This window comes from Halorubrum orientale, from assembly GCF_059623105.1.
The window spans coordinates 36,854-55,902 of sequence record NZ_JBSPSR010000011.1; the positions used below are offsets into that span (position 1 = coordinate 36,854).

At 57.3% G+C, this 19,049-nt stretch carries 14 protein-coding genes and 5 pseudogenes; 10 read left to right on the top strand and 9 right to left on the bottom strand.

Annotated features, from left to right (window positions below):
- Positions 1-313 precede the first annotated feature (313 nt).
- The 7 genes and pseudogenes from ACWUI7_RS12480 (at position 314) to ACWUI7_RS12510 (ending at position 4,917) form a co-directional block, all read left to right on the top strand.
- Complete coding sequence (locus ACWUI7_RS12480) at positions 314-592, top strand: ribbon-helix-helix domain-containing protein (RefSeq protein WP_496642544.1); 279 nt, start codon at positions 314-316, stop codon at positions 590-592.
- A pseudogene (locus tag ACWUI7_RS12485) lies at positions 585-847 on the top strand (type II toxin-antitoxin system RelE family toxin). The gene ACWUI7_RS12480 and the pseudogene ACWUI7_RS12485 overlap by 8 nt, the downstream one beginning before the upstream one ends.
- 127 nt (positions 848-974) lie before the next feature.
- On the top strand, positions 975-1,460 hold the full coding sequence (locus tag ACWUI7_RS12490; RefSeq protein ID WP_379739795.1) for an HNH endonuclease signature motif containing protein: 486 nt from the start codon (positions 975-977) through the stop codon (positions 1,458-1,460).
- The gene (locus ACWUI7_RS12495) at positions 1,457-2,074 is read left to right on the top strand and encodes a DUF6166 domain-containing protein (RefSeq protein WP_496642545.1); all 618 of its coding nucleotides are present in this window, start codon (positions 1,457-1,459) and stop codon (positions 2,072-2,074) included. The genes ACWUI7_RS12490 and ACWUI7_RS12495 overlap by 4 nt, the downstream gene beginning before the upstream one ends.
- A gap of 555 nt (positions 2,075-2,629) precedes the next feature.
- On the top strand, positions 2,630-2,977 hold the full coding sequence (locus tag ACWUI7_RS12500) for a DUF8013 domain-containing protein (RefSeq protein ID WP_496642546.1): 348 nt from the start codon (positions 2,630-2,632) through the stop codon (positions 2,975-2,977).
- 87 nt (positions 2,978-3,064) lie between these two features.
- Positions 3,065-4,012: an ArdC-like ssDNA-binding domain-containing protein gene (locus ACWUI7_RS12505; protein WP_496642547.1), complete on the top strand. Its 948-nt coding sequence runs from the start codon at positions 3,065-3,067 to the stop codon at positions 4,010-4,012.
- Between the two features lie 89 nt (positions 4,013-4,101).
- Positions 4,102-4,917: a hypothetical protein gene (locus tag ACWUI7_RS12510; protein ID WP_496642557.1), complete on the top strand. Its 816-nt coding sequence runs from the start codon at positions 4,102-4,104 to the stop codon at positions 4,915-4,917.
- Positions 4,918-4,930: 13 nt separating this feature from the next.
- On the opposite strand, the pseudogene ACWUI7_RS12515 reads toward ACWUI7_RS12510, so the two are convergent.
- Positions 4,931-5,734, bottom strand: a pseudogene (locus tag ACWUI7_RS12515) (DUF6036 family nucleotidyltransferase).
- Entirely contained in the window at positions 5,731-6,657 is a 927-nt protein-coding gene (locus ACWUI7_RS12520) for a helix-turn-helix transcriptional regulator (RefSeq protein ID WP_496642548.1), read from the bottom strand. Before ACWUI7_RS12520 ends, ACWUI7_RS12515 begins: the two are co-directional and overlap by 4 nt.
- 174 nt (positions 6,658-6,831) lie before the next feature.
- Here ACWUI7_RS12520 and ACWUI7_RS12525 point away from each other — a divergent pair.
- Positions 6,832-7,085: pseudogene (locus ACWUI7_RS12525) on the top strand (hypothetical protein).
- Positions 7,086-7,174: 89 nt separating this feature from the next.
- On the opposite strand, the gene ACWUI7_RS12530 reads toward ACWUI7_RS12525, so the two are convergent.
- Both ACWUI7_RS12530 and ACWUI7_RS12535 read right to left on the bottom strand, forming a co-directional pair.
- Entirely contained in the window at positions 7,175-8,401 is a 1,227-nt protein-coding gene (locus ACWUI7_RS12530; protein ID WP_496642549.1) for an RNA-guided endonuclease InsQ/TnpB family protein, read from the bottom strand.
- Between the two features lie 404 nt (positions 8,402-8,805).
- Positions 8,806-10,263 (bottom strand): orc1/cdc6 family replication initiation protein, encoded by a 1,458-nt coding sequence (locus ACWUI7_RS12535; RefSeq protein ID WP_496642558.1) that lies wholly within the window; start codon positions 10,261-10,263, stop codon positions 8,806-8,808.
- An 851-nt stretch (positions 10,264-11,114) separates the two neighbouring features.
- Here ACWUI7_RS12535 and ACWUI7_RS12540 point away from each other — a divergent pair.
- Positions 11,115-11,438: a DUF6788 family protein gene (locus ACWUI7_RS12540; RefSeq protein WP_496642550.1), complete on the top strand. Its 324-nt coding sequence runs from the start codon at positions 11,115-11,117 to the stop codon at positions 11,436-11,438.
- 91 nt (positions 11,439-11,529) lie between these two features.
- Here ACWUI7_RS12540 and ACWUI7_RS12545 read toward each other — a convergent pair whose 3' ends face one another.
- From ACWUI7_RS12545 to ACWUI7_RS12560, 4 genes and pseudogenes are all read right to left on the bottom strand, one after another.
- Positions 11,530-12,807 carry a Cdc6/Cdc18 family protein gene (locus tag ACWUI7_RS12545; protein ID WP_496642551.1) on the bottom strand — a complete coding sequence of 426 codons (1,278 nt, stop codon included), beginning with the start codon at positions 12,805-12,807 and terminating at the stop codon, positions 11,530-11,532.
- Positions 12,808-14,019: 1,212 nt separating this feature from the next.
- Positions 14,020-14,862 (bottom strand): annotated as a pseudogene (locus ACWUI7_RS12550) (DNA polymerase domain-containing protein); the annotation flags it as partial.
- The gene (locus ACWUI7_RS12555) at positions 14,863-16,113 is read right to left on the bottom strand and encodes an RNA-guided endonuclease InsQ/TnpB family protein (protein ID WP_496642552.1); all 1,251 of its coding nucleotides are present in this window, start codon (positions 16,111-16,113) and stop codon (positions 14,863-14,865) included.
- A 9-nt stretch (positions 16,114-16,122) separates the two neighbouring features.
- Positions 16,123-16,263, bottom strand: coding sequence for a DUF2080 family transposase-associated protein (locus tag ACWUI7_RS12560; protein WP_496642553.1), 141 nt, complete (start codon positions 16,261-16,263; stop codon positions 16,123-16,125).
- Between the two features lie 241 nt (positions 16,264-16,504).
- Between ACWUI7_RS12560 and ACWUI7_RS12565 the strand changes: the two genes are divergently transcribed.
- Positions 16,505-18,946 carry a DUF262 domain-containing protein gene (locus ACWUI7_RS12565; protein ID WP_496642554.1) on the top strand — a complete coding sequence of 814 codons (2,442 nt, stop codon included), beginning with the start codon at positions 16,505-16,507 and terminating at the stop codon, positions 18,944-18,946.
- Here ACWUI7_RS12565 and ACWUI7_RS12570 read toward each other — a convergent pair.
- Positions 18,939-19,049: pseudogene (locus ACWUI7_RS12570) on the bottom strand (IS6 family transposase); the annotation flags it as partial. The gene ACWUI7_RS12565 and the pseudogene ACWUI7_RS12570 overlap by 8 nt on opposite strands.

Genomic DNA, 19,049 nt, shown 5'->3' on the forward strand with positions numbered 1-19,049 from the left:
CTGTCAAATACGTGCCGAACACTGTCCTGTTTGTTGAACCCCTGAGAGGGGTGCGGGGGTCACCAAACCGCCCGCGAGCAACGAGTGAATGGGAATGTACCTATGGCCAGTTCGGAATCGGTTCCAGTCGCATCGCCCGGTCAATCCCACCGAGATGCAGTCGAGTACGTCGGCTTCCGCGTCGACGGCCAAGCCGTCGTACTGAACCTCTCGGAGCATCGGCGACGCTCCCTCGAGCGCAGTCTGGACCTCGTCAACCACAGTCTGCGTATCCAACCGAAGCTACTTACGTGATACAGGCGTATCACAGCATATGAGCACTGACAGCGACGCCGGCGGCGACGGTAAAATGGAGAAAATCAACGTCCGAGTGCCACAGTCGCTGCTGGCACAGGTCAACGACGTCTGGGAGGAGCGTGGCTACGCGAACAAATCCGAGTTCATCCGCGACGCGCTTCGAGACGCCGTCAATCCGCCAACGCAGCTGTCCGAGGAGGCGCTGGCGCATCTGGCCGAGAGCCGCAAGCAGCGGGAGCAGGGCGAGACGGTATCGCAGGGCGACGTGAAGGACCGGCTTGGCATCGATGACTGAGGTCGAGTGGACACCGAAAGCACTCGATTTGCTGGAGGGGCTCGAATCGGAAGCGCAAGAGCGGTTGGTGAAGAAACTCGACGAGGCGAAAGACTGGACCTCCCACCGACTCGAAAGCTCACCGGCTACCCGTACTACAAGCATCGTGCCGGTGACTACCGTGCGATCATCACGTGGGACCGAGACGAGGATGTCCCCATCGTCGAGGCGGTCGGGCATCGCCGGAATATCTACGACCGTCACCTCCCACCGTAACTCACGCTGTCTGCAGACCTGCTCGGGTCGGTGATGAACTGGATCTGGGATTCAAGTGTGATTCCGGTCGGTAGTGTTTATTGCCCCCGAGAGGGGCGCGGGGGAAGCCACTCCCCGTTACCGAGCCATGACCGATTCAGAGTACCCCTGGCGAGACGAATCGCTCCTCTACGAACTCTACTGGGAACAGGAGCTGAGTACGAACGAGATCGCAGATAAGCTCGACTGTACGCAACCGACGGTGCATAAGTGGATGCAGAAGTTCGACATTCCTCGTCGAGACGCACGTGAGGCGGCCCCGAACCGTCGACGGCATCCCGCCGTGTTCACCGACCGTGGCTACGTCATCTGTGCCACAAACTATCGTGGGACGACAGACTCGGTCGGTATTCACCGACTCGTAATGGTGGCAGAGCGAGGATTCGACGCCGTCGCTGACAAGCACGTTCATCATAAGAATGGTGTCAGGTGGGACAACAGACCAGAAAACCTCGAACTCCTCAGTCGCACCGAACACGCCGAACGACACGGCTTCGGGTCCGAGATTAAACCAACAGACCACGAGTGGGACGTGTCCAATCGCGAGCGGGACGAACGGGGGCGATTCAAATGACGACGGCGTACGTCGGCCGACGTCGACGAGGAGATCTGGTTGTCACTCGTCGTCCCGAAGACACAGAGCTCACACCCGACCGCAGTCTCGGACTCGTCAACCACAGTCCAAGCGGCTTCGAAATCGGGTATCGAGGCAGTGGGCCCGCCCAGCTCGCGTGCGCGCTCCTCCTCGACTACTACGACGATGAGCAGTTCGCCCGTGAGCACTACATCGCGTTCCGGAATCAGGTGGTCTCACAGCTGGAGTGCAACGGTGCCGCGGCGTGCTGGCACCTCGCCGGCGAGGAGATTGACGCCGCGATGGCGACCCTTACCGACAACGTCGTCGCCCTCGCCGACGGCGGACGGCCGTCACCGACGCTCCCCGAGAACTGGCGAGCCGTCTCTTGCCTGGACCGGCGGGTCTTCCAGCGCGCTGATCGCGACCACTACATCGTACTCGGGGATGGAACCGACGAGTGGCTGGCCGTCCTCTGCAGCCAAGGCGACCGGGCATATCCTACCCCGCTCGCACATCGGACGGTTGCCGAGGATGCTGACGTGGAACAGGTAATCCGGGAACTCGCTGAAGAGAGCAACGACCTCATCGAACCCCCGGAGAGGAAGCACTGATGGAGGCGCTTCGACTGCAGCGAGCCACCCACCAGCTCCTCGAACGAGGTGTCGAGGCGCTCGAGAAATCGGGCGCGAACTGGAGCGATACAACGACCGACAGGAGCGCACCGACGGAGACAGCTGAGGATGTGAGGACACGCTCCAGGTCGAATGGTAGTTCGTGAGATGTTGTTTTTGCGCCCGGGAGAGGGGCGCAGGGCGCAAGACGATGCAGGCGCTCGTCGATGACCGTTCCTGTTCTGAGGTGACTGAGATGAAAGATCCAGAGTCCAGAACCATCTTCGCTGGCGTCGATGGGCGTACCGACACCGAACTACCCGAGTGGTACCGAGAGCGTCACGGGGATGCAGACCATGTGAGTGAGCGATTCGCGCGTTGTATTCAGCAAGGTTATTGAAATATGTCAAATATTGACTATACTACTACGACCTGCTCCAGATCTATCGCCGGCGAACAGAGTGTCTCCCTCCCGCCGGCGTGACTTCGCGACCTGTTTTTCGTGCCCCCAGAGAGGGCGAGGGCTCCTTCGAAAGCTCTCAGAGGTGACTTCCAGTGAGTCAACAACAGAGTCCCGACAACGTCTCGATCGACGAGATCCCGGTCGATATCGACAACACGCAATCAGCGGAGGTCGATCCCGCCGACGTCCCCGACGAAATCGAATCCATCACCCGTGGGCTCGCCGGTGAGCAGCCGCCGACGAATCCGCTGGTCGTGTTGAAAGCGGCCCGGTGGTGGTACATTCACGGCAAGGGCGGCACAGATCCCGCCTTCCAATGGGCCATCGAGTGGACGCGTCATCTTGCGACCGACACGCCCAGTTACGTCGAGCGGTTCGACGAGTTCCTTGAGTACCTTGTCGAGGTCGGCTTCGCGGACGAACGCCACGAGCTCCGCTGACCGACAGAGCGGTTTTTTGAACGCCCCTGAGGGATGCGGCGCGATCTGAACAGACGCAGTCGCCGTGAACTCGATTCGGTGAACACGATGTCCACGACCAGAGACTCGTCGGTCTCCTTCGACCAGACCGACACACGATCCGACGAAATGAACAGTACCATCGAACAATGGATCGACGACCTCGTCGCCGGCGTCGACGACGCGCAGGCCAGCGCGGAGTTCCAAGAATGGCTTGACGTCCAGAGTCGCTTCCACGACTACTCCTACCGGAACACGCTCCTCATCAAGCGGCAGTGTCCCGAGGCGAGCCGGGTGGCGGGTTACCGCACGTGGCAGGAGGAGTTCGACCGCCACGTCACGGAGGGCGAGTCGGCCATCTGGATCTGGGCGCCGATCATCACCACGCAGTGCCCGGAGTGCGAGAACTCGCCGAGCTACCACGAGGACAGCGACTGTGAGTACGACGAGACGCCGCCCGAGGAGTGGTCCGAGGGCCTGGTCGGGTTCAAGCCCGCGCCGGTGTTCGACGTCTCCCAGACCGAAGGCGAGCCGCTTCCCGACCTGGACACAGAAGCGACCGGCGACGCTGGCGATCTCGTCGAACAGTTGACTGACGCCGCTGATGACCTCGGCATGACGGTGCGGATCGTTCCAGCCGAGGAGTGGACCCACGGCGAGGCGAAGGGCATCTGCGAGCAGCTGAGCCTCGTCGACGTTCAGCCGCTCGTCGAGGTGCGTGATCGGGAGAACGAGGCCGACCTCGCGCGGACGCTGATTCACGAGTACGCACACGCCCTGCTCCACTTCGATGTCGACGACGACACCGAGCGGGCGAAACGCGAAATCGAGGCCGAAGCCGTTGCGTACGTCGTCGGGCGCTACTGCGGGCTCGACACGAGCGGGTCAGCGTTCTACCTCGCTGCGTGGGAGTCGGACGATCCCGAGATCGTTCGCGAGCGCCTCGGCCGGATTAGTCGAACGGCAGAAGAACTCATCGACGTTCTCGAGAGCGAATCCTCGTCCTCACTCAGTTAACCAACAGAGTGATGGATTCCTTCCGCTCTGTTGGTTAAGTTTTCTGCGCCCGCCGAGGGGCGGAGGCGCATTCAGATCTCCGTCGAATGATGACTGAACCATATCTCACGACGGTCTTTGAGGAAGCCGAGCACGTTGCCGAGCAGCACGACCAGGTCGCTCGAACGACAGACAACCAAGCTCACGAGTACCTCCGATACACCGTCCTCCGGGTGCTTGAAGGCGAGGCGGACAACCTCCCAGCAGACTGGACGCCGATCAACGGCGTGACCGTCGGCTACGGGAGCGACGAGGCGATGTACGACAGCTGGAGCTCCAGCGAAGACTGGTGGGAGACCGTCCCGCCGCAGGAGGCGTGTACCCGCTTCCGGGTGTTCTTCCCGGACGACCACCAGACGGTTCCCCGCGACATCGTCGACATGATGGCCGCGCTCGGGGCCTGGCGCGTCTGGACCGGGAGCGCAGCGGCGTGCGGCTCCTACGACCATCGCGAGCGCCGCGAGGTCCACTACCTGTGGCCGGAAGGCCATCCGGTGGAGGAACTGCTCCACGAGCGGCTCAGTGGCCCTGCGGAAGCCGTCGCTCCGGACGGTGGCCGAACGGGCGACGTTCGCGACCGACTGGTCGTCGACGAGAACGCACAGTCGAAGGACGATCTTGAGCCTCGCACGAGGCGTGCCGTCAGCGAAGCGATGGACGTCTCGCTCCTCTCGAAAGGTGGCTGCTACGAGGTGCAGTCCGCGTCCGGTAACAGGTACGAAGTCGACGTCATCGACGAATCGTGTACCTGTCCCGACTGGCAGCAGCGCTCACCCGAGGGCGGCTGCAAACACTTGCGTCGCGTCGATCACGAGATCAAACGGGGCCGCGTTCCCCGCCCAGACGGCCGCCTTCCTTCCCCGTAGGGTAGCGATTGAGCTACTCCACAGGTCGGACCGTGTCGCCATCCCGACGGACTCGGTCGAACGTTGAGAGATACGCGATCCGGTCCTGAACCTCGTCGGTATCCAGCTCCAGTTCGGCGGCCAGTTCGTCGACGGTCATCGGTTCATCGAGTGCCTGGAGGACTTCGAGCCCCCGGTAGTACCTATTCGTGAGCTCCTGGACGCGGGCCTCGATCGGCGTGGTCACTCCGTACCGCTCCTCGAGTTCGACCAACGCCTCGTTCGCGAACGTGGCGAACTGATCATCCCCTAAGCGTTCGATTTGGGCTTCGAGTTCAGCCCGGACGACGTCGTAATCGAGGCCGGCTTGTACGAGCATATTCATGTCCTCAATGTCGTCGTCGCGGCCTGCGATCGCCTTGAACAGGAAGATATCCTCGTTGCTAACCAGCCGGACCGTCAGTCGATCTGTGTCGAGGAACGGCTCACTGCGCTCTTACATACCGTCGGTGAGCACGAGCTTGTTCGCGACCTGCTGGTTGAAGATATCGAGGCGACACCCATCGTCGTTCTCGACGCAGCTCGTCGCTCCCAGCGCCCGGTAATCTGGATCCAGCGATTGAACCTCCGCATACCCGAGGTCCATCAGGACGGCCCACAGCTGACCGTACGCGTCGCCATCTGGGACGACCAGGTCGATATCTTTCGTCGCCCCCTTGAGGTCGCGCAGCGACATCGCGCCACCACCGATCAGGTAGACCGTGAGCGGTTCAGATAGCCCGTCTCCGATTCGCTGGAATTCGTTCTCGATGTACTCACGTCCGAATGTTGGTCTCATGGTGGTAGTGGCACCTCGTAGTCAGCCGCCAACTCCTGGAACTCGTCCCACTCCGGGAGCCGGTCGTCGTCGACCTCGCCGTGCGTCTCGAGGTAGCGGAGCAAGGCGTCGATTTCGTCTTCGAGGCCATACTTCGCCGCCTGCTCTCGGAGATCCTCCTCGTCGACGTCGACGTGGCTGAGCAGGAGGAGACAGTACGAGCGGTGGCGGCTGCCGTCGTCGATCAGCAGCGTGTGACAGCAGAGCTCCGCCGCCGAGACTCCGTCGAGGTCCTCGGAGTAGACGTAGTAGCGATGGCCGGTGAGCAGGAACTGGAGGTCGAAGGCCGCGAATCGAGCGAGGCCGGTTTCGTGGAACGCCTCTGCGTCGATCTCCGTCTCAGCCTGGGCGAGGAATTCGTCATAGTCCTCCCAGAGAATCGTGCCCTTCGGGGCGACAGCTTTGAGGCGTTGACGATGTAGATGGTGTGCGAGTTCACGGGCGAACTCGTGGAGGCGGTCGAAGTCGGCGTTGAAGTCATAGCGGCCGTCGGCCGTCCCGACAAGACCACGGTCGCGAAAACGCTTGAGGACGCGGTTGACCGTGTTGCGGTAGTTGTCGCTCAGCTCGGCGATTTCGGAGACGGTTCGCGGCTGGTCGAGGTAGTACAGCACCTCGAGTGTCTTCCCGGTCAGCAGCTCGGGGAACTCGATGTGGGAGTGTTGGCGGACGAGGTCCCGATAGAGTTCGACGGCGCGAGCATCCGACGGGACGACTCGTTTTCGACGGCCGTCGCGTTCCGTGTAGACGAGCCCCCTCTCGACGAGGTCGGCGACAGCACGAGAGAGGTAACTCTCGCTGTGGTCGAGCTTCGTCGCGAGCTCAGAGATCGTGTCGCCGCGGTCGACCGTGGCGAGGACCTCGAGTTCGATGCGCCGGAGCACGGTGTAACATAGTACGAAACTTATATATAAAAAAGTTTCAAGTAGTGTTACAGCCAGCGGGCACGAGAGCCGTCTCTATCGTCTTAACCAACAAACATATGGATTCGTGGGCTGTGTTGGTTAACGCGAGAGTAGCCGACGTCCGAACCCCCGACCCCACCGGCGAACCTCCAGATGGAGATCGTCAACACGCTCAACGAGTCGGAACCGGAGCAACTCCGAGACGTTGCTAGGTACCTAAGGCGCTCATCGAGCATAAGGAACGAGAGGCCCGCCTCGAGGAGTCGGCAATTTAGGAAGAGGCTAAGGAGCGACCAGACGACCTCCCGGACGACGTTCCTGCCAAAGCGACAGTCATGATCAAGGAAATCAACGAAAATGGCTACTACTGGCAGTGGCGAGACAGTACAATGTGCCAGTCACCATAGGCCTAAGTAACACTTCGATAGAGGGGTGTGTCTGCAGACTAATAGAGAAAACACATCGATAGCGGTGTGTCTGGTGAATCGCCTCGGGGTCAAGCCCCGAGGCTTCCCGTTTCTACGACGCGCTTTGCAGACACTGAAACAGTGTCCGTAGGGAGCGCAGTCTCCACGGGCGTTGATTCGGGCCACCCCAGCCCTAATTCAGAAAATCCTCTCTGCAAGACGTTCAACGAAGCGTTCGCATCCCGGTCACACTCAAAGCCACACGACGGGCACGAATGCTCGCGCACCCAGATAGGTTTCGCCGTCTCCACACCGCACGACGCACACTCTTTCGTCGTTCCCCAAGCATCAACTTGGACAACGTGTGTGCCGTACAAGTCGCCTTTGTATTCGAGGAGCGTGATGAATTGACGCCACGCAACGTCCTGCCTGTTCCGAGCGTTTCCATCGCCCTGAAGCATACTCTGGACGTTCAGGTCTTCCACGAACACGGCGTCGTATGTCTTGACGAGCCACGTCGTGAGTTTGTGCTGGTAGTCCAGCACCTTCCGCTTGATGTGACGCGTGACCTTGGCGACTTTCTTGCGTTGGTTCTCGTAGTTGTTCGACCCCTTCTCTTTTCGAGAGAACTTCCGTTGTTCTCGTCGGAGTCGCTCGTAGTCGTCTTCGAGGTCGAGCCAGTCTACGGTCTTGCCGTCGCTGGTGTGAATATAGTTGAGGATGCCGAGGTCGATTCCCACACTGTTGCTCGTATCCAACGAGTCCACAGCGGGCTTCTCGGGAAGATCAGCGTCATCGGTTTCGAGTCCAAAGGAGACGAACCATTCGCCGGTTGTCTCTTTCTTGATGGTGACTTCCTTGATTTCTGCTTCGTCAGGAATCGTGCGGTGGTAGCGAATCTGAATGTCTCCGACTTTGGAGAGTTCTAACGTCGCGTGTCGGCCACTCGTGTTTTTGAGTTTGAAGCCAGACTGCGAGTACGTCATACTCTGGTACTCTGTCGGAGACTTCCACTTCAACATCCCAACCGTGTTCCCGTTTTGCTTCTTGTCGGAGAGATTCGAGAGGTTCTGATAGAACCGAGTAACAGTTCGTTGCAGAGCCTTCGAGTTAACCTCAGAGAATACAGGGAACTCGTCTTTCCAGGCGGGAAGTCGGTAGTGGTGTTTGTACGCTGAACCTATGTCGTCAGCGTCAACGTGGGTGTATTCGTAGCGTGCGTAGTTGTACGCTTGGCGATGAACGTCAATGTGATAGTCCAGTCGCTCCGCTACCTCTTGTGTCGGGTAAGCGTGGTAGCGGTGACTGTATTCCATCGCTATTTACTGGTTAGAATTGTGTCGACTTAATGTTTGTTTCACGGAGTGTCGGATTCATCCCCGAGGTCAAGCCTCGGGGCATTCTCCTTGCAATTCTGTAAAAATAGTTCCTTCCAGCGGGTGAAGAGAACTATTTGTATGGTGCCCCGCAGGCTGGCTTTCCACTTCCAGGGGCGTATGAGGGCATAAAACGCAGGGTTACACATCGATAGAGGGGGGTATTATGATCTGTCAGAGAGAATATGTATGGCGGATATTCCAATCGAGAGTCTCGTGAGAATTGCTATCAGACCGGGTGTACACATCGATAGAGGGGTGTCTGGAGATATGTCGACAAGTAATCAGGTGAGCGTAGCGACGAAGTGTCACTACAGAGTTCCCAATCGAGTCTCACGAGAGAGTCACGCTTGGTTCCGAAGTTGCGCTTTGACAACAGCGTGGACTTCGCTCTCAGAGATCATATCGATACGAGAGTCCTCACGAAGGGTTTCAAGGATTGTGTCCGGTTGTTCGCCGAATTGAAATTCAAGAAACATACCCGAACTCGGACCGTGACTCCGCCGTTCAAAATCAACGAGTGAGTACGTGGTAAGTTCTTTCATCTTGTTGACATATGTCTCTTGATGATACTGGTCGGCATCGATTGCGTCAGTTAGGTATTGATAGACGCGATATCCAGTCGTGCTACGCGCTGTTTCATCGGGTGCCTGTGACGCGACGGCAGCAGTAGCGTATAGGCAGAGCTTTTTTTGGGTGCTGATCCCACGAACAACCTCCAGGACACGATTCTTCTCAACCTTTGCTTGGGCCGCGCGAACGTGTTCCTCGCGCACGCGAGCGGCACCTTCGCGTTCGGCGAGTTCACCGGCAACCCGCATCAGGTCGATCGCTTTGCGTGCGTCACCGTGTGTCTGAGCGGCGAACGCCGCTGCAAGCGGGATGACATCGCTGTCAACAACATCGTCATGGAACGCATCTTTTCGCCGCCGAAGAATGGCTTTGAGTTGGTCGGCGTCGTAATCATCAAAGTGGACATCTTCCGGAGTGAACGAACTCACTGCCCGACTTCCCACAGCCTCCATCATCTTTGTGTCGTTTGAGATGGCGACAACCGAGATGTAGGCATGGAGGTCGTCGCTTGCACCGGCTCGAGAGAGCTGATACAACAGGCGGGAGAACGCTGGGTCCTGCTTATCACGCCGCCCAACGAGCATATCGAGTTCATCAAGGACAAACACGACCGAGTCAAAATTCTCGTTCACGATTCGATACAACTCATCCCATTTTTCTTTTGTTGCCACACCGTGTTTCGGGACCCGAACTGAGACACCGGCCGCATCTGCAGCCTGTTGGGCGAGCTCATACACCGCAACACCAAGCGTATCTAAGTCCTGGCAGTTGACTTCGATTGTCCCGAACCGAATATCTCGAGACTTACAGATCCGGCTGATACTATGACATACGGCTTTCGTGATGAGTGATTTTCCCGTCCCAGATGGGCCGTATAAGAACAAGTTCGGCGGCCGGTTGTCACCGAGTGCCACGCGAAGCATCTTCGTCACTTCTTGGAGCTGGTCATCACGTCCCACGATACGGTCTTCTTCGACCACAAAATTGGGGTCAAGTAATGACCGCTCGCGAATGAGTCCCTGCTGGTCGTCAAATTCCAGCAGCATATCCTCGATAGATTGTTGGGATGAGTCGGGCCGTTCACTCGACGACTCTGCAGGTCCGCTCTGATCGTTGATGTCGAGTGAGGCATCTGTTTCCGCTGCGCTCGTCAGGTCAGATTGGGTTTCAGACTCGTCCGTTGGTGATCTCGACTGTCCGGAGAGCTCATCAGAGTCGTCGAGGACCATAGTCCAAATGATACAGTCTGGTGTCAAAAAGCTTTGCACCTCTATCGAAGTGTGATTGTACGTGTAAACAGATATAGCGGCTAAATACAGCCGCCAGAGCTGGCATGCTGCCGCTCGTACCGTGATCCAATAACGATGTGTTAAAGCGATCGACTTGGGAGACACACACCCCTCTATCGATGTGTTTGACGTAATCACGGGGAGGGGGGAAGGTTCCGGCAACGGTTCCTCGAGGGAGGATTCATACACGCGCAGCTACGTCAATTTGGGGCAGAAACGATATAGACGAATATTAACCAGTTGTTGCTCGCTCTGTTCTTTCTTCTTCTTTCTTTTCTATTAACACACAACACACACACCCCTCTATCGATGTGTTCGATGTGTTCTGCTATCACGATTTTGTTATGTGTGTCGGTCATAAAGCGATAAAGCGAGAATACTCTGCTGTACGTGCTCTAGACGCTGTCTGTGTAGTGATACCATCGACATGCATCACGCGTTGTCTGTATCAAGACAGCGACGTTGCTTGGCGACGTCGGAGAAACACATCGATAGAGGGGTGTGTGTCTTACCGAGGGAGAGGCGTGCATCTTTGGTTGACAGGAAAGGGAACTGCCACGCTGCTTGGTCTGTCACAGCAGTGGTGAACGACTCGTGAGTGCCTCTCTGCTAGACTGTACCACAAACACATCGATAGAGGGGTGTCTCATCCACGTCCCCCGCTCACATTAGTCGACGTGTTACTCGCAGATAGTTTGCTATTCACTCCCCGTCGGTGGCGAGACAAGACCTAATTAACCAACACATCTATGCCAATACTCGTTTTGTTGGTTAATACGAGGCGACCGCTGATGTCCTATGACCCACCGACGCCGCCAGCTGAACTCCCGACAGACCTCGTCAATACGCTTCATCGGTCCTCGTCTGAGCAGCTCCAGCACGTTGCCCGCTACGCTGAAGCGCTAGCTGAGCACAAAACTCGCAAGGCCCATCTCGAGGAGTCGGCAGGTCAAGACGATGTCGAAGAGCGACCAGACGATCTCCCGGACGACGTCCCTGGCAAAGCGACGATCACGATCAAGGAGATCAACGAAAATCGCTACTACTACTGGCAGTGGCGGGATGGCGAAAAAATTCGCTCCAAGTACAAAGGCCCGGTCAACCCGGACGAGTAAAACTCGAAGCAGGAAGACACCCACCCCACGTTTCCGACGTGTCGAGAGATACACTCGTGATCAGGGGTGTGGTGAACGGCCGAACTGAGAGCTAAGCCAAGTCTTCCAGCCGACTGTCCCGGAGGACAGATTTCAACACGATACCGGTGTCCTGAACCAACCGATGCTCGAGATAACTGCCTTCACCCCGGCCACCACCGGTCCGAGTTGATTCAACGACACCGAGGAACGCCTGCTCTTTCAACAACTCATAGACGCGGTGCTCGCTGAGAGTCTTCGCATCAGCTTTCTCGGTCGTCGCTTGATACCGTTCGTAAATCCGGTTGGTCGAAAACCCGTCCTCGTTTGGATTCTCCTCGGTGAGCAGCGCGAGAGAATACAGGATGAATTTGACCTGGGTCGTCGAGCCGCGTAGGAGCTCCTCGAAACGATCAATTTCAGCCCACTCCTGGGCATCGCGGACGTGTTCCTCGACGACTGTATCGACATTTTCTCGCTCGGCTAGCTCGCCGGCGTGACGAAGAATCTCGATTGCCTTTCTGGCGTCACCGTGTTCTTGGGCGGCTAATGCCGCCGTCAGCGGGATCACATCATCCGAGAGAACGCCATCGTGGAACGCGTCCCGTCGGTGCTTCATAATCTCGCGCAGCTGATTCGCGTCGTAGGGTTGGAAGACGAACTCTTCCTCGCGAAGACTGGACTTGACGCGTTCGTTCAGCTGGTCGCGATACTCGATCTTGTTGCTGACTGCGATGACGCCCAAGTGGCAATCTGCTTTCCCCGATTCGCGAGCCCGCGACAGCTGCATCAGTATATCATCGTCATCGAGTCGGTCCACCTCGTCGAGAATGATGATGACTGACTCGTAGGCAGTATCCAGAATCTCCCAGAGATAGTCGTAGTATTCACCGCTCCCGATCCCGGCGCGTGGAATATCGAAGTCAGTCTCGTCCGTCTCGTTGAGTGACCGAGTTACCGTCCTGGCAACACGCGTCTGTGTATTGTGCTGCGCGCAGTCGACGTAGACCGTGCCCACGGACACACCGTTCGACTCCGCGGCTCGTCGAGCTCGTTCGGTGACGTGACGGGCGACCAGTGACTTCCCCGTACCCGTTTTGCCGTAGATAATCACGTTGTTGGGTGGATCACCACGAACGATCGGCCTGAGCTCAGCGGCAACGGCCTTGATCTCGCCATCTCGGCCGACGATACGCCCGCTTTCAGGGACGTGACCCACCTTCAGCAGTTCCTTTCGAGCGAAAATGTTGGCTCGGTCGGGGTCGTCTTCATCAAAATCGAAGAGGGGATCGTCAGCGGGATCCTCGTAGCGGCCGTCGAAGTCAGAAAGTTGGGGCGGTTCCTCAGCCATCAATATCAGACATCGCGGATGGGACCTACTTAATGATTTGGCTACCTCGACCAGAGTGTAAATCGGGCTATGGTCGTCTTCTGATGTTTTGTCGCTGCCGTATCATCCTCACAAAGGGTCGAGTCGGTCCCGAGTGAAATCGGATTCGGAGCGATAGTTCCAAACTCGGACCGGCACCCCTAATCCAAAGTGAAAACGCCGGACTGAAGCGGGTTTGTCACACCCCTGGTCAAGAGTGAATAGCTCTCCACCCAGGACCGGAGCACTTGGTTGAGACCACACTCCCCATCCAGAGTGTATCTCCCGAACGGAGGAATCAATCAGTTCTATGAGAGAACACAACGGCGCTTGGCGTCTGACGCACGGCAGACACCCCTCGTCCAGAGTGTAAACGCCGGCGTGAAGAGCTGACGTTGAATGGGAACATCGAGGGATGATGACGAGCGTTCGTCGGCACCCCTGGTCAAGAGTGAATAACGAGTCGGTAGGAGACCCACAGATACAGGCCGCATCTCCAGCTGAAGCAAAGCAGGGTGGAATCGGATCAATCGGAATCGGGTATATTGAAGCCGTACTGACGGTGGAGATCAGGAGATACCCGTCCCGACCCTGGTTTAGAGGACGGGTTGCTGGCCGGAGAATAGTCAAAACGACGATTGTTCCTTCAACGTTTCACAATACACGGACGACGAGATTGGACCCACACACCCCTCGTCCAGAGTGAAACGGTGAAAGAGTCCCTCGGTGGGACCGGCGAAAACCACACGACGAGTCGGCAGGAAAGCACCGAAATCACAAGACGTGGGACGAGTACACCTATTACAGCAGTCGTCTCACAATCGTCGACCCACCAAACATACCAATTTCCAAAGTATTACTTAGAAGTTTTATTACTACCTGCCTCTTACCACTCGTCAAGTGCATTCAGCACAGTAAGGAGGACAAGGGCGGCATTCGTCCGGGTGGTTCTGAACCGCTGCTCGTGCTCGTTGTTCCATTTCCCTCGTGTTTCCACGTCTCAGGCTGTCTCACCGTGATTTTCGTTGATCTCTCCCCACGAGAGCCATCGTTTCCCGTGGACCTTCCCCCACACACCTGATTGGTTTTCACTCTGGACGAGGGGTGTGTGGGCGACGTATCCTCTCCGGCTTCCAATCCGTCTTCCCGTTCGTCATTAACCAACACCTCTCCTGAAACCCCTGACACTGTTGGTTAAGTTGTTTCAACCTCGGTGAAGGCGGCCAAGTTCGTTTCACGGGTTTCCGCGATTTCGCGTTGAATCTCCGTCCGATCCCAGCCGAGCGGTGACAGCACGCTCTCGACAGCTCTGACGAGTTGTATCTCGTAGTACGACGCATCGTACGACTCGATCTCCTCGTGAGCCAACGCGACCCGATCTCGCGAGTTCTTCTCGTCGTCGACGACGACGTACTCGAGGTCCTGTCCTGGGTGGACAGCGAGATCCTGCTCGCGAGCCCGCTTTAGCGCCGCCACGTTCTGGGTGTTCTGCGTGTATCCCTCGAGTGGTTTCGAGACACGATTCCGTTCGACGAGCTGCTCGACCGGCACCGTTCCAGCGTGGAGGCGCTTGATTGCGTCCTGAAGACAATCGAGGACGGCGTCCGGAGATCGAGTCGCGTCGAGCCTGTCGAGACAGTTCCGCTGGACGTCCTCGATGAACGGCGGGGTCGAACGCTGTCGGGCTTCGATACCTCTGATTTTGAAGTCGTTGTCGCCGGCGACTTTTCCAAAGTACTTCGTCAGCGCGCCGGCGTCGCTCTCGCGCTGCGGCACGAACGCCACCCAGTCGTAGTGGGCCTCGTGTTCGAGCCGAATCTCGACGCGTTCCGTGATTGCCGTCGCGAGTGCTTTGAGGTCTTCGCGGTCCTCGTCGTCGACGTCGGGGTCCGGGGTCACCCAGATGGAGTCGACGATGCCGTGGACGACCCGCCAGCCGCCGGCTTCCAGCCGTTGTTTCGCCGTCAGCAGAATTTCGCGAGCGAACGCGTTGATTGCCTCGTGGCACTCAATACGGCCGAACTTCGCGTTGGTGAACTACCCCACCCTACTTCGCTCGGCCTTGCGGCCTCGCTCGTTGAGGGTGGGGCTTCCTGCTTCCACGACGCGCTTTGCAGACACAACGGTGTCCACAGGGAGCGCAGTCTCCACAGGCGTTGATTCGGAGTGAACCACTCCTACTTCTTTAAGACCGCGAGAAAGAATATTCCAAGCCGCGTTCGCGTCCCGATCCGCTTCAAACCTACACGAAAGACAAGAGTGTTCACGAACCCACAGCGGTTTCTCGGTTTTGACGCCACAGGACGCACACTCTTTGGTCGTGTCTTTCGGGTCGACCGCCACAAAGTGCGTGCCTTCACGGTCGCATTTGTATTCGAGCATCCGCTTGAACGTCCCCCACGCCGCCGACGCTCGGTTTCGAGAGTTGCCCGGTAGTTCAACCAACCCTTTCGCATCCAAGTCCTCGACGGCCACCAAGTCGTACTCGGTGGCATAGTAGTTCGACAGTTTGTGCAAGAAGTCTCGTCGCTTCCGTTTCAGGTCAGCATGGCGTTGAGCAACGACCTTCCGTTGTTTCTCCCAATTGTTTGAGCCGTGTTCTTTCCGCGACAGATCACGTTGGGCACGTTCCAACCGCTCGCGTTCGTCGGACAGGTCAGGCGACTTAACAGCAGCTCCATCGGTATCGTGAGAATATTTGAGTATTCCAACGTCGATCCCAACACACCGCTCGGGGTCGGTTGGTTTCTCCGGTGTCTGTTTGTCGTCGACAGCGAATGAGGCGAACCACTCACCGGTCGGCTCTTTCTTGATTGTGACCTCTTTGATCGTCACGTCGTCGGGAATCTCTCGGTGGTTCACAATTGGAATATCCGCGAGTTTCGACAGTGACAGTATAGGCTGGCCGTTCTTACTATCGAACTCGAAACCAGACTGGACGTACGTGAAACTACGGAAGTCCTGTGGGGCTTTCCAGTTGAGACTACCGACGTTGTAGCCCCGCTCTTTCAGTTCGGAGAGAGCTTTGATGCTGTCTTCAATTCGCATGACAGCTGCCTGTGCAACCGTCGAGTACAGATCGTTCAGCTCATTCCACCACTCTTTGAGGTCGGTGAGTTGATCCCGAACCTGTCGCACTCGTTGGTTGAGTGTCCCCGCCGAGTCTGGGATTTGCTCAAATTCGTTGAGTGCGTGGTTGTAAAGTTGCCTACAGGTGTCACGGTGGTAATCCAGTTGCTCACGCTGTTCGGGCGTGGGATTGAGTCGGAACCTGTAGGCGTAGTGCATTGCGAGTATCTATTCGTCGGGGTCAGACGTTCGGACGATTTTCACGTCTACTCCGCGCCAGTCTTTCGGAACGAGGACGTGTGCGCCATTGCCGGTTGGCTTCACCTCGCCTTTGATGACTTCGTGGCCTTCGATTTCGTGGCGATCCATCAGCTGTATTTATACATTGTTTCAACATAAATGTGTCGGTACGTGGGGTATGGAGTAGTGATAGAGAGCAGTGTATGAGAGACGATGACGGCGGTGTATCCCCTCCCTACTCGCTCCCGCTGGTCGCTCCTTGAGGAAGGGGGCTTACCGCCTGTATTCAGCTAACCTTCTGGGGTGACCTGACTCGGCCCGGAAACCCGCCCACAACGGTAAATGGACGGACTACAAACAGCAGTCAATAATGTCGGACGAGGCTGACGATTTGTATGATAAGTACATCGACTACGATGGCAGAGATCTCGATACCCGGAATGTCGGTGATGGGAAGGTAGTTCGGCCGATTACGGCCGAGAATTTCGAGATGGAGAAACGGACTCTGGGGGAGGTTCTCACCGATCAGAAGTTCAACGTACCAGAGTACCAGCGACTGTACTCGTGGAAGAACATCCACCACGAACAGTATTGGTCGGACATCGAGCAGTTCGTGAATGCCGACCTGGTCGCTGACCGACGCGAAGTGTCGGACGTGTTCTTCAGCTCGATGTACTTCGCGGTCAACGACGACAAACAGGTGTACGAGGTCATCGACGGCCAACAGCGCCTGACGACGACACACCTGCTGTTGCGCGTCCTTATGGAGCACCTCGAGGACGTCGACCCAGCTTCTATCGAGGACGATACCCTGGCGGAGTTTCGGGACTACGGGATCGGACGAATCACCGATATCCTCTATGTGGAGGAGATGTTCGGCAAACGTGAGCCTCGGCTCACGCTGAACAAACACGACGCTGAATTTTTCAAAGCCCTCATGATGGGGCCCTCCGCCCAGGTGGACTACCTCAAGAACGAGGCCGACTTCAGCATTCACGGGAACAACAGCGATGCAGTACAAGTCTCGGAATGTCTGGACCGGTTCGGTACCACGGACGATGAACTCGCGGACTTGGATACTGACTCGCTGTCCTCAGGGGCGTTCTTCAAACTGTACCGCTCACACCGGCGGTTGTTGAACGCTTACGAGTTCTACAACGAGAAGATTAGCGGCGTCGTCGCCGACGCCGAGACGCCGGACGAGACTGTGCGAGCGCTCGTGAATATCCTTAACTACGTCTACAACTCCTACCACGTCGGGGAGTACCTGATTCGAGAGGCGGAGTCGGACTTCCGGATGCAGATCTTCGAGATTTTGAACGACCGCGGCGTCGATCTGACGAAGATCGACCGTATCAGGGCGGCGGTCGTGAACGCGTTCTTCGATACCGACGTGAAAGACAAGTACGTCGACAAGTGGGAGGACATCGTGGTGGCGTTCGCAACCGATGGTGATGCCATCGACGACTACCTCTCGATCTATCTGAGTATCGTCGACGATGGCATCGACAGGATTGGTGACGCGAGCGCCGAACTGACCAACGCCTTCGACACGAGGAACATCGACTCGGATGTCGTCCCGCGCCTTCGGAATCTCGATGAAGCGAAGGCCTTCCTCGACTACGCGCACGACCTCGTCGACTACTACCAAGACATCACAACCACGGAGCTCGCCGCCGAGGACCTTGAGTTAGCCAGTCACCGAGAGCAGTGTCGGGAAATCCTTGTTCGCCTCAATAACCAGCAGATGGACCAGTGGCGGCCATTCGTCCTGGCGCTCTACTATCACACCAATCCTGAATCGGAACGGGATGCAGCACAATTCCATCGCGTACTAGAGACCATCGAGAAACTCAACCTGCGACGCCTCCTCATCTCTGAACGTCCGAGTATTTTCCGCGAGGTCTTCATCGAGGCCGTCGAGGAGTTCAATCTCGCACCAACTGCCGACGCCACTCCAGATAGTGTATACGAGGCTTCTCGAGAGTACCTCATCACCGAGATGCGCTCCTCTACGCCGACGCTGTTCGGCGACCGGTTCGTCGATACGGTCGTTCAGACGCAGTCCTGGAGTACCGGAACGGCGCGACTGCTCTTCGGGAAGATCGCCCAGGATCACTTCGACGACAGTAGTCGTGCCGTCGAGCGAGACCTGAACATGGGGAACATCCATCTCGAACACGTCCTCCCGCAGACTCCCGTCAGCGACCCGGAAGACCCGACGTGGCTTCGGGAGTTTTTCAAACTCGACTCGGAGCCGGACATCGAGATCGCGTCAGAGATCGAACGCTATATCGAGCTGGTGCAGCGCTCTGATCTCGACGAAGAGGAGGAGCGACTGAAAGACAATATCTCGGAGTTCATCACGCAGGGGTTCATCGACGATATCGGGAACTTCCTCCTGCTCCGTGACACCGATAATATCGGGGCGAGTAATCGGCCACTCGCCGAGAAGATGACGCAGTACTACTCCGAGATCGACGGTTTCGCCAGTATCTACCCCAATCGGTATTTCACGGCCGAATACAGCAACGTCGATCGCGACTCCCTCGACAAACTCCGTGAGCAGCACGATGGCGGTGACGTTTCGAATGTGGACGCCGATGTAGTGGCGTATTTCAACTCCTTCTGGACCTACGAGACTCTGCAGGATCGACGAATCGAGCTCCTCTTGGATATTCTGTCGATGCTTGGGTTCGATTCGTTTGAGGACGAGTTCGGGATTGAATCCGACCAAGATGAGGTACGCCACGAAATTCGAGAGAGGACGGACCAAGAGTTTGAGAAACGTCTGTCGGTAGTGTTCAGATAAGCTGATTCCATGCGAAGCTGAGCGAGCTGATCCAGTCGTCGACAGTTTCTGCTGAGGCGTTGCTGAAACAGTTTGAGAAACAGACAGTTCGGCGTTTTATCTC

Bases quoted from the DNA above. Each gene is read 5' to 3' on its own strand.
- ACWUI7_RS12480 (WP_496642544.1), top strand. From the start codon at position 314: ATGAGCACTGACAGCGACGCCGGCGGCGACGGTAAAATGGAGAAAATC.
- ACWUI7_RS12490 (WP_379739795.1), top strand. From the start codon at position 975: ATGACCGATTCAGAGTACCCCTGGCGAGACGAATCGCTCCTCTACGAA.
- ACWUI7_RS12495 (WP_496642545.1), top strand. From the start codon at position 1,457: ATGACGACGGCGTACGTCGGCCGACGTCGACGAGGAGATCTGGTTGTC.
- ACWUI7_RS12505 (WP_496642547.1), top strand. From the start codon at position 3,065: ATGTCCACGACCAGAGACTCGTCGGTCTCCTTCGACCAGACCGACACA.
- ACWUI7_RS12510 (WP_496642557.1), top strand. From the start codon at position 4,102: ATGACTGAACCATATCTCACGACGGTCTTTGAGGAAGCCGAGCACGTT.
- ACWUI7_RS12530 (WP_496642549.1), bottom strand. From the start codon at position 8,401: ATGGAATACAGTCACCGCTACCACGCTTACCCGACACAAGAGGTAGCG.
- ACWUI7_RS12535 (WP_496642558.1), bottom strand. From the start codon at position 10,263: ATGGTCCTCGACGACTCTGATGAGCTCTCCGGACAGTCGAGATCACCA.
- ACWUI7_RS12540 (WP_496642550.1), top strand. From the start codon at position 11,115: ATGTCCTATGACCCACCGACGCCGCCAGCTGAACTCCCGACAGACCTC.
- ACWUI7_RS12545 (WP_496642551.1), bottom strand. From the start codon at position 12,807: ATGGCTGAGGAACCGCCCCAACTTTCTGACTTCGACGGCCGCTACGAG.
- ACWUI7_RS12555 (WP_496642552.1), bottom strand. From the start codon at position 16,113: ATGCACTACGCCTACAGGTTCCGACTCAATCCCACGCCCGAACAGCGT.
- ACWUI7_RS12560 (WP_496642553.1), bottom strand. From the start codon at position 16,263: ATGGATCGCCACGAAATCGAAGGCCACGAAGTCATCAAAGGCGAGGTG.
- ACWUI7_RS12565 (WP_496642554.1), top strand. From the start codon at position 16,505: ATGTCGGACGAGGCTGACGATTTGTATGATAAGTACATCGACTACGAT.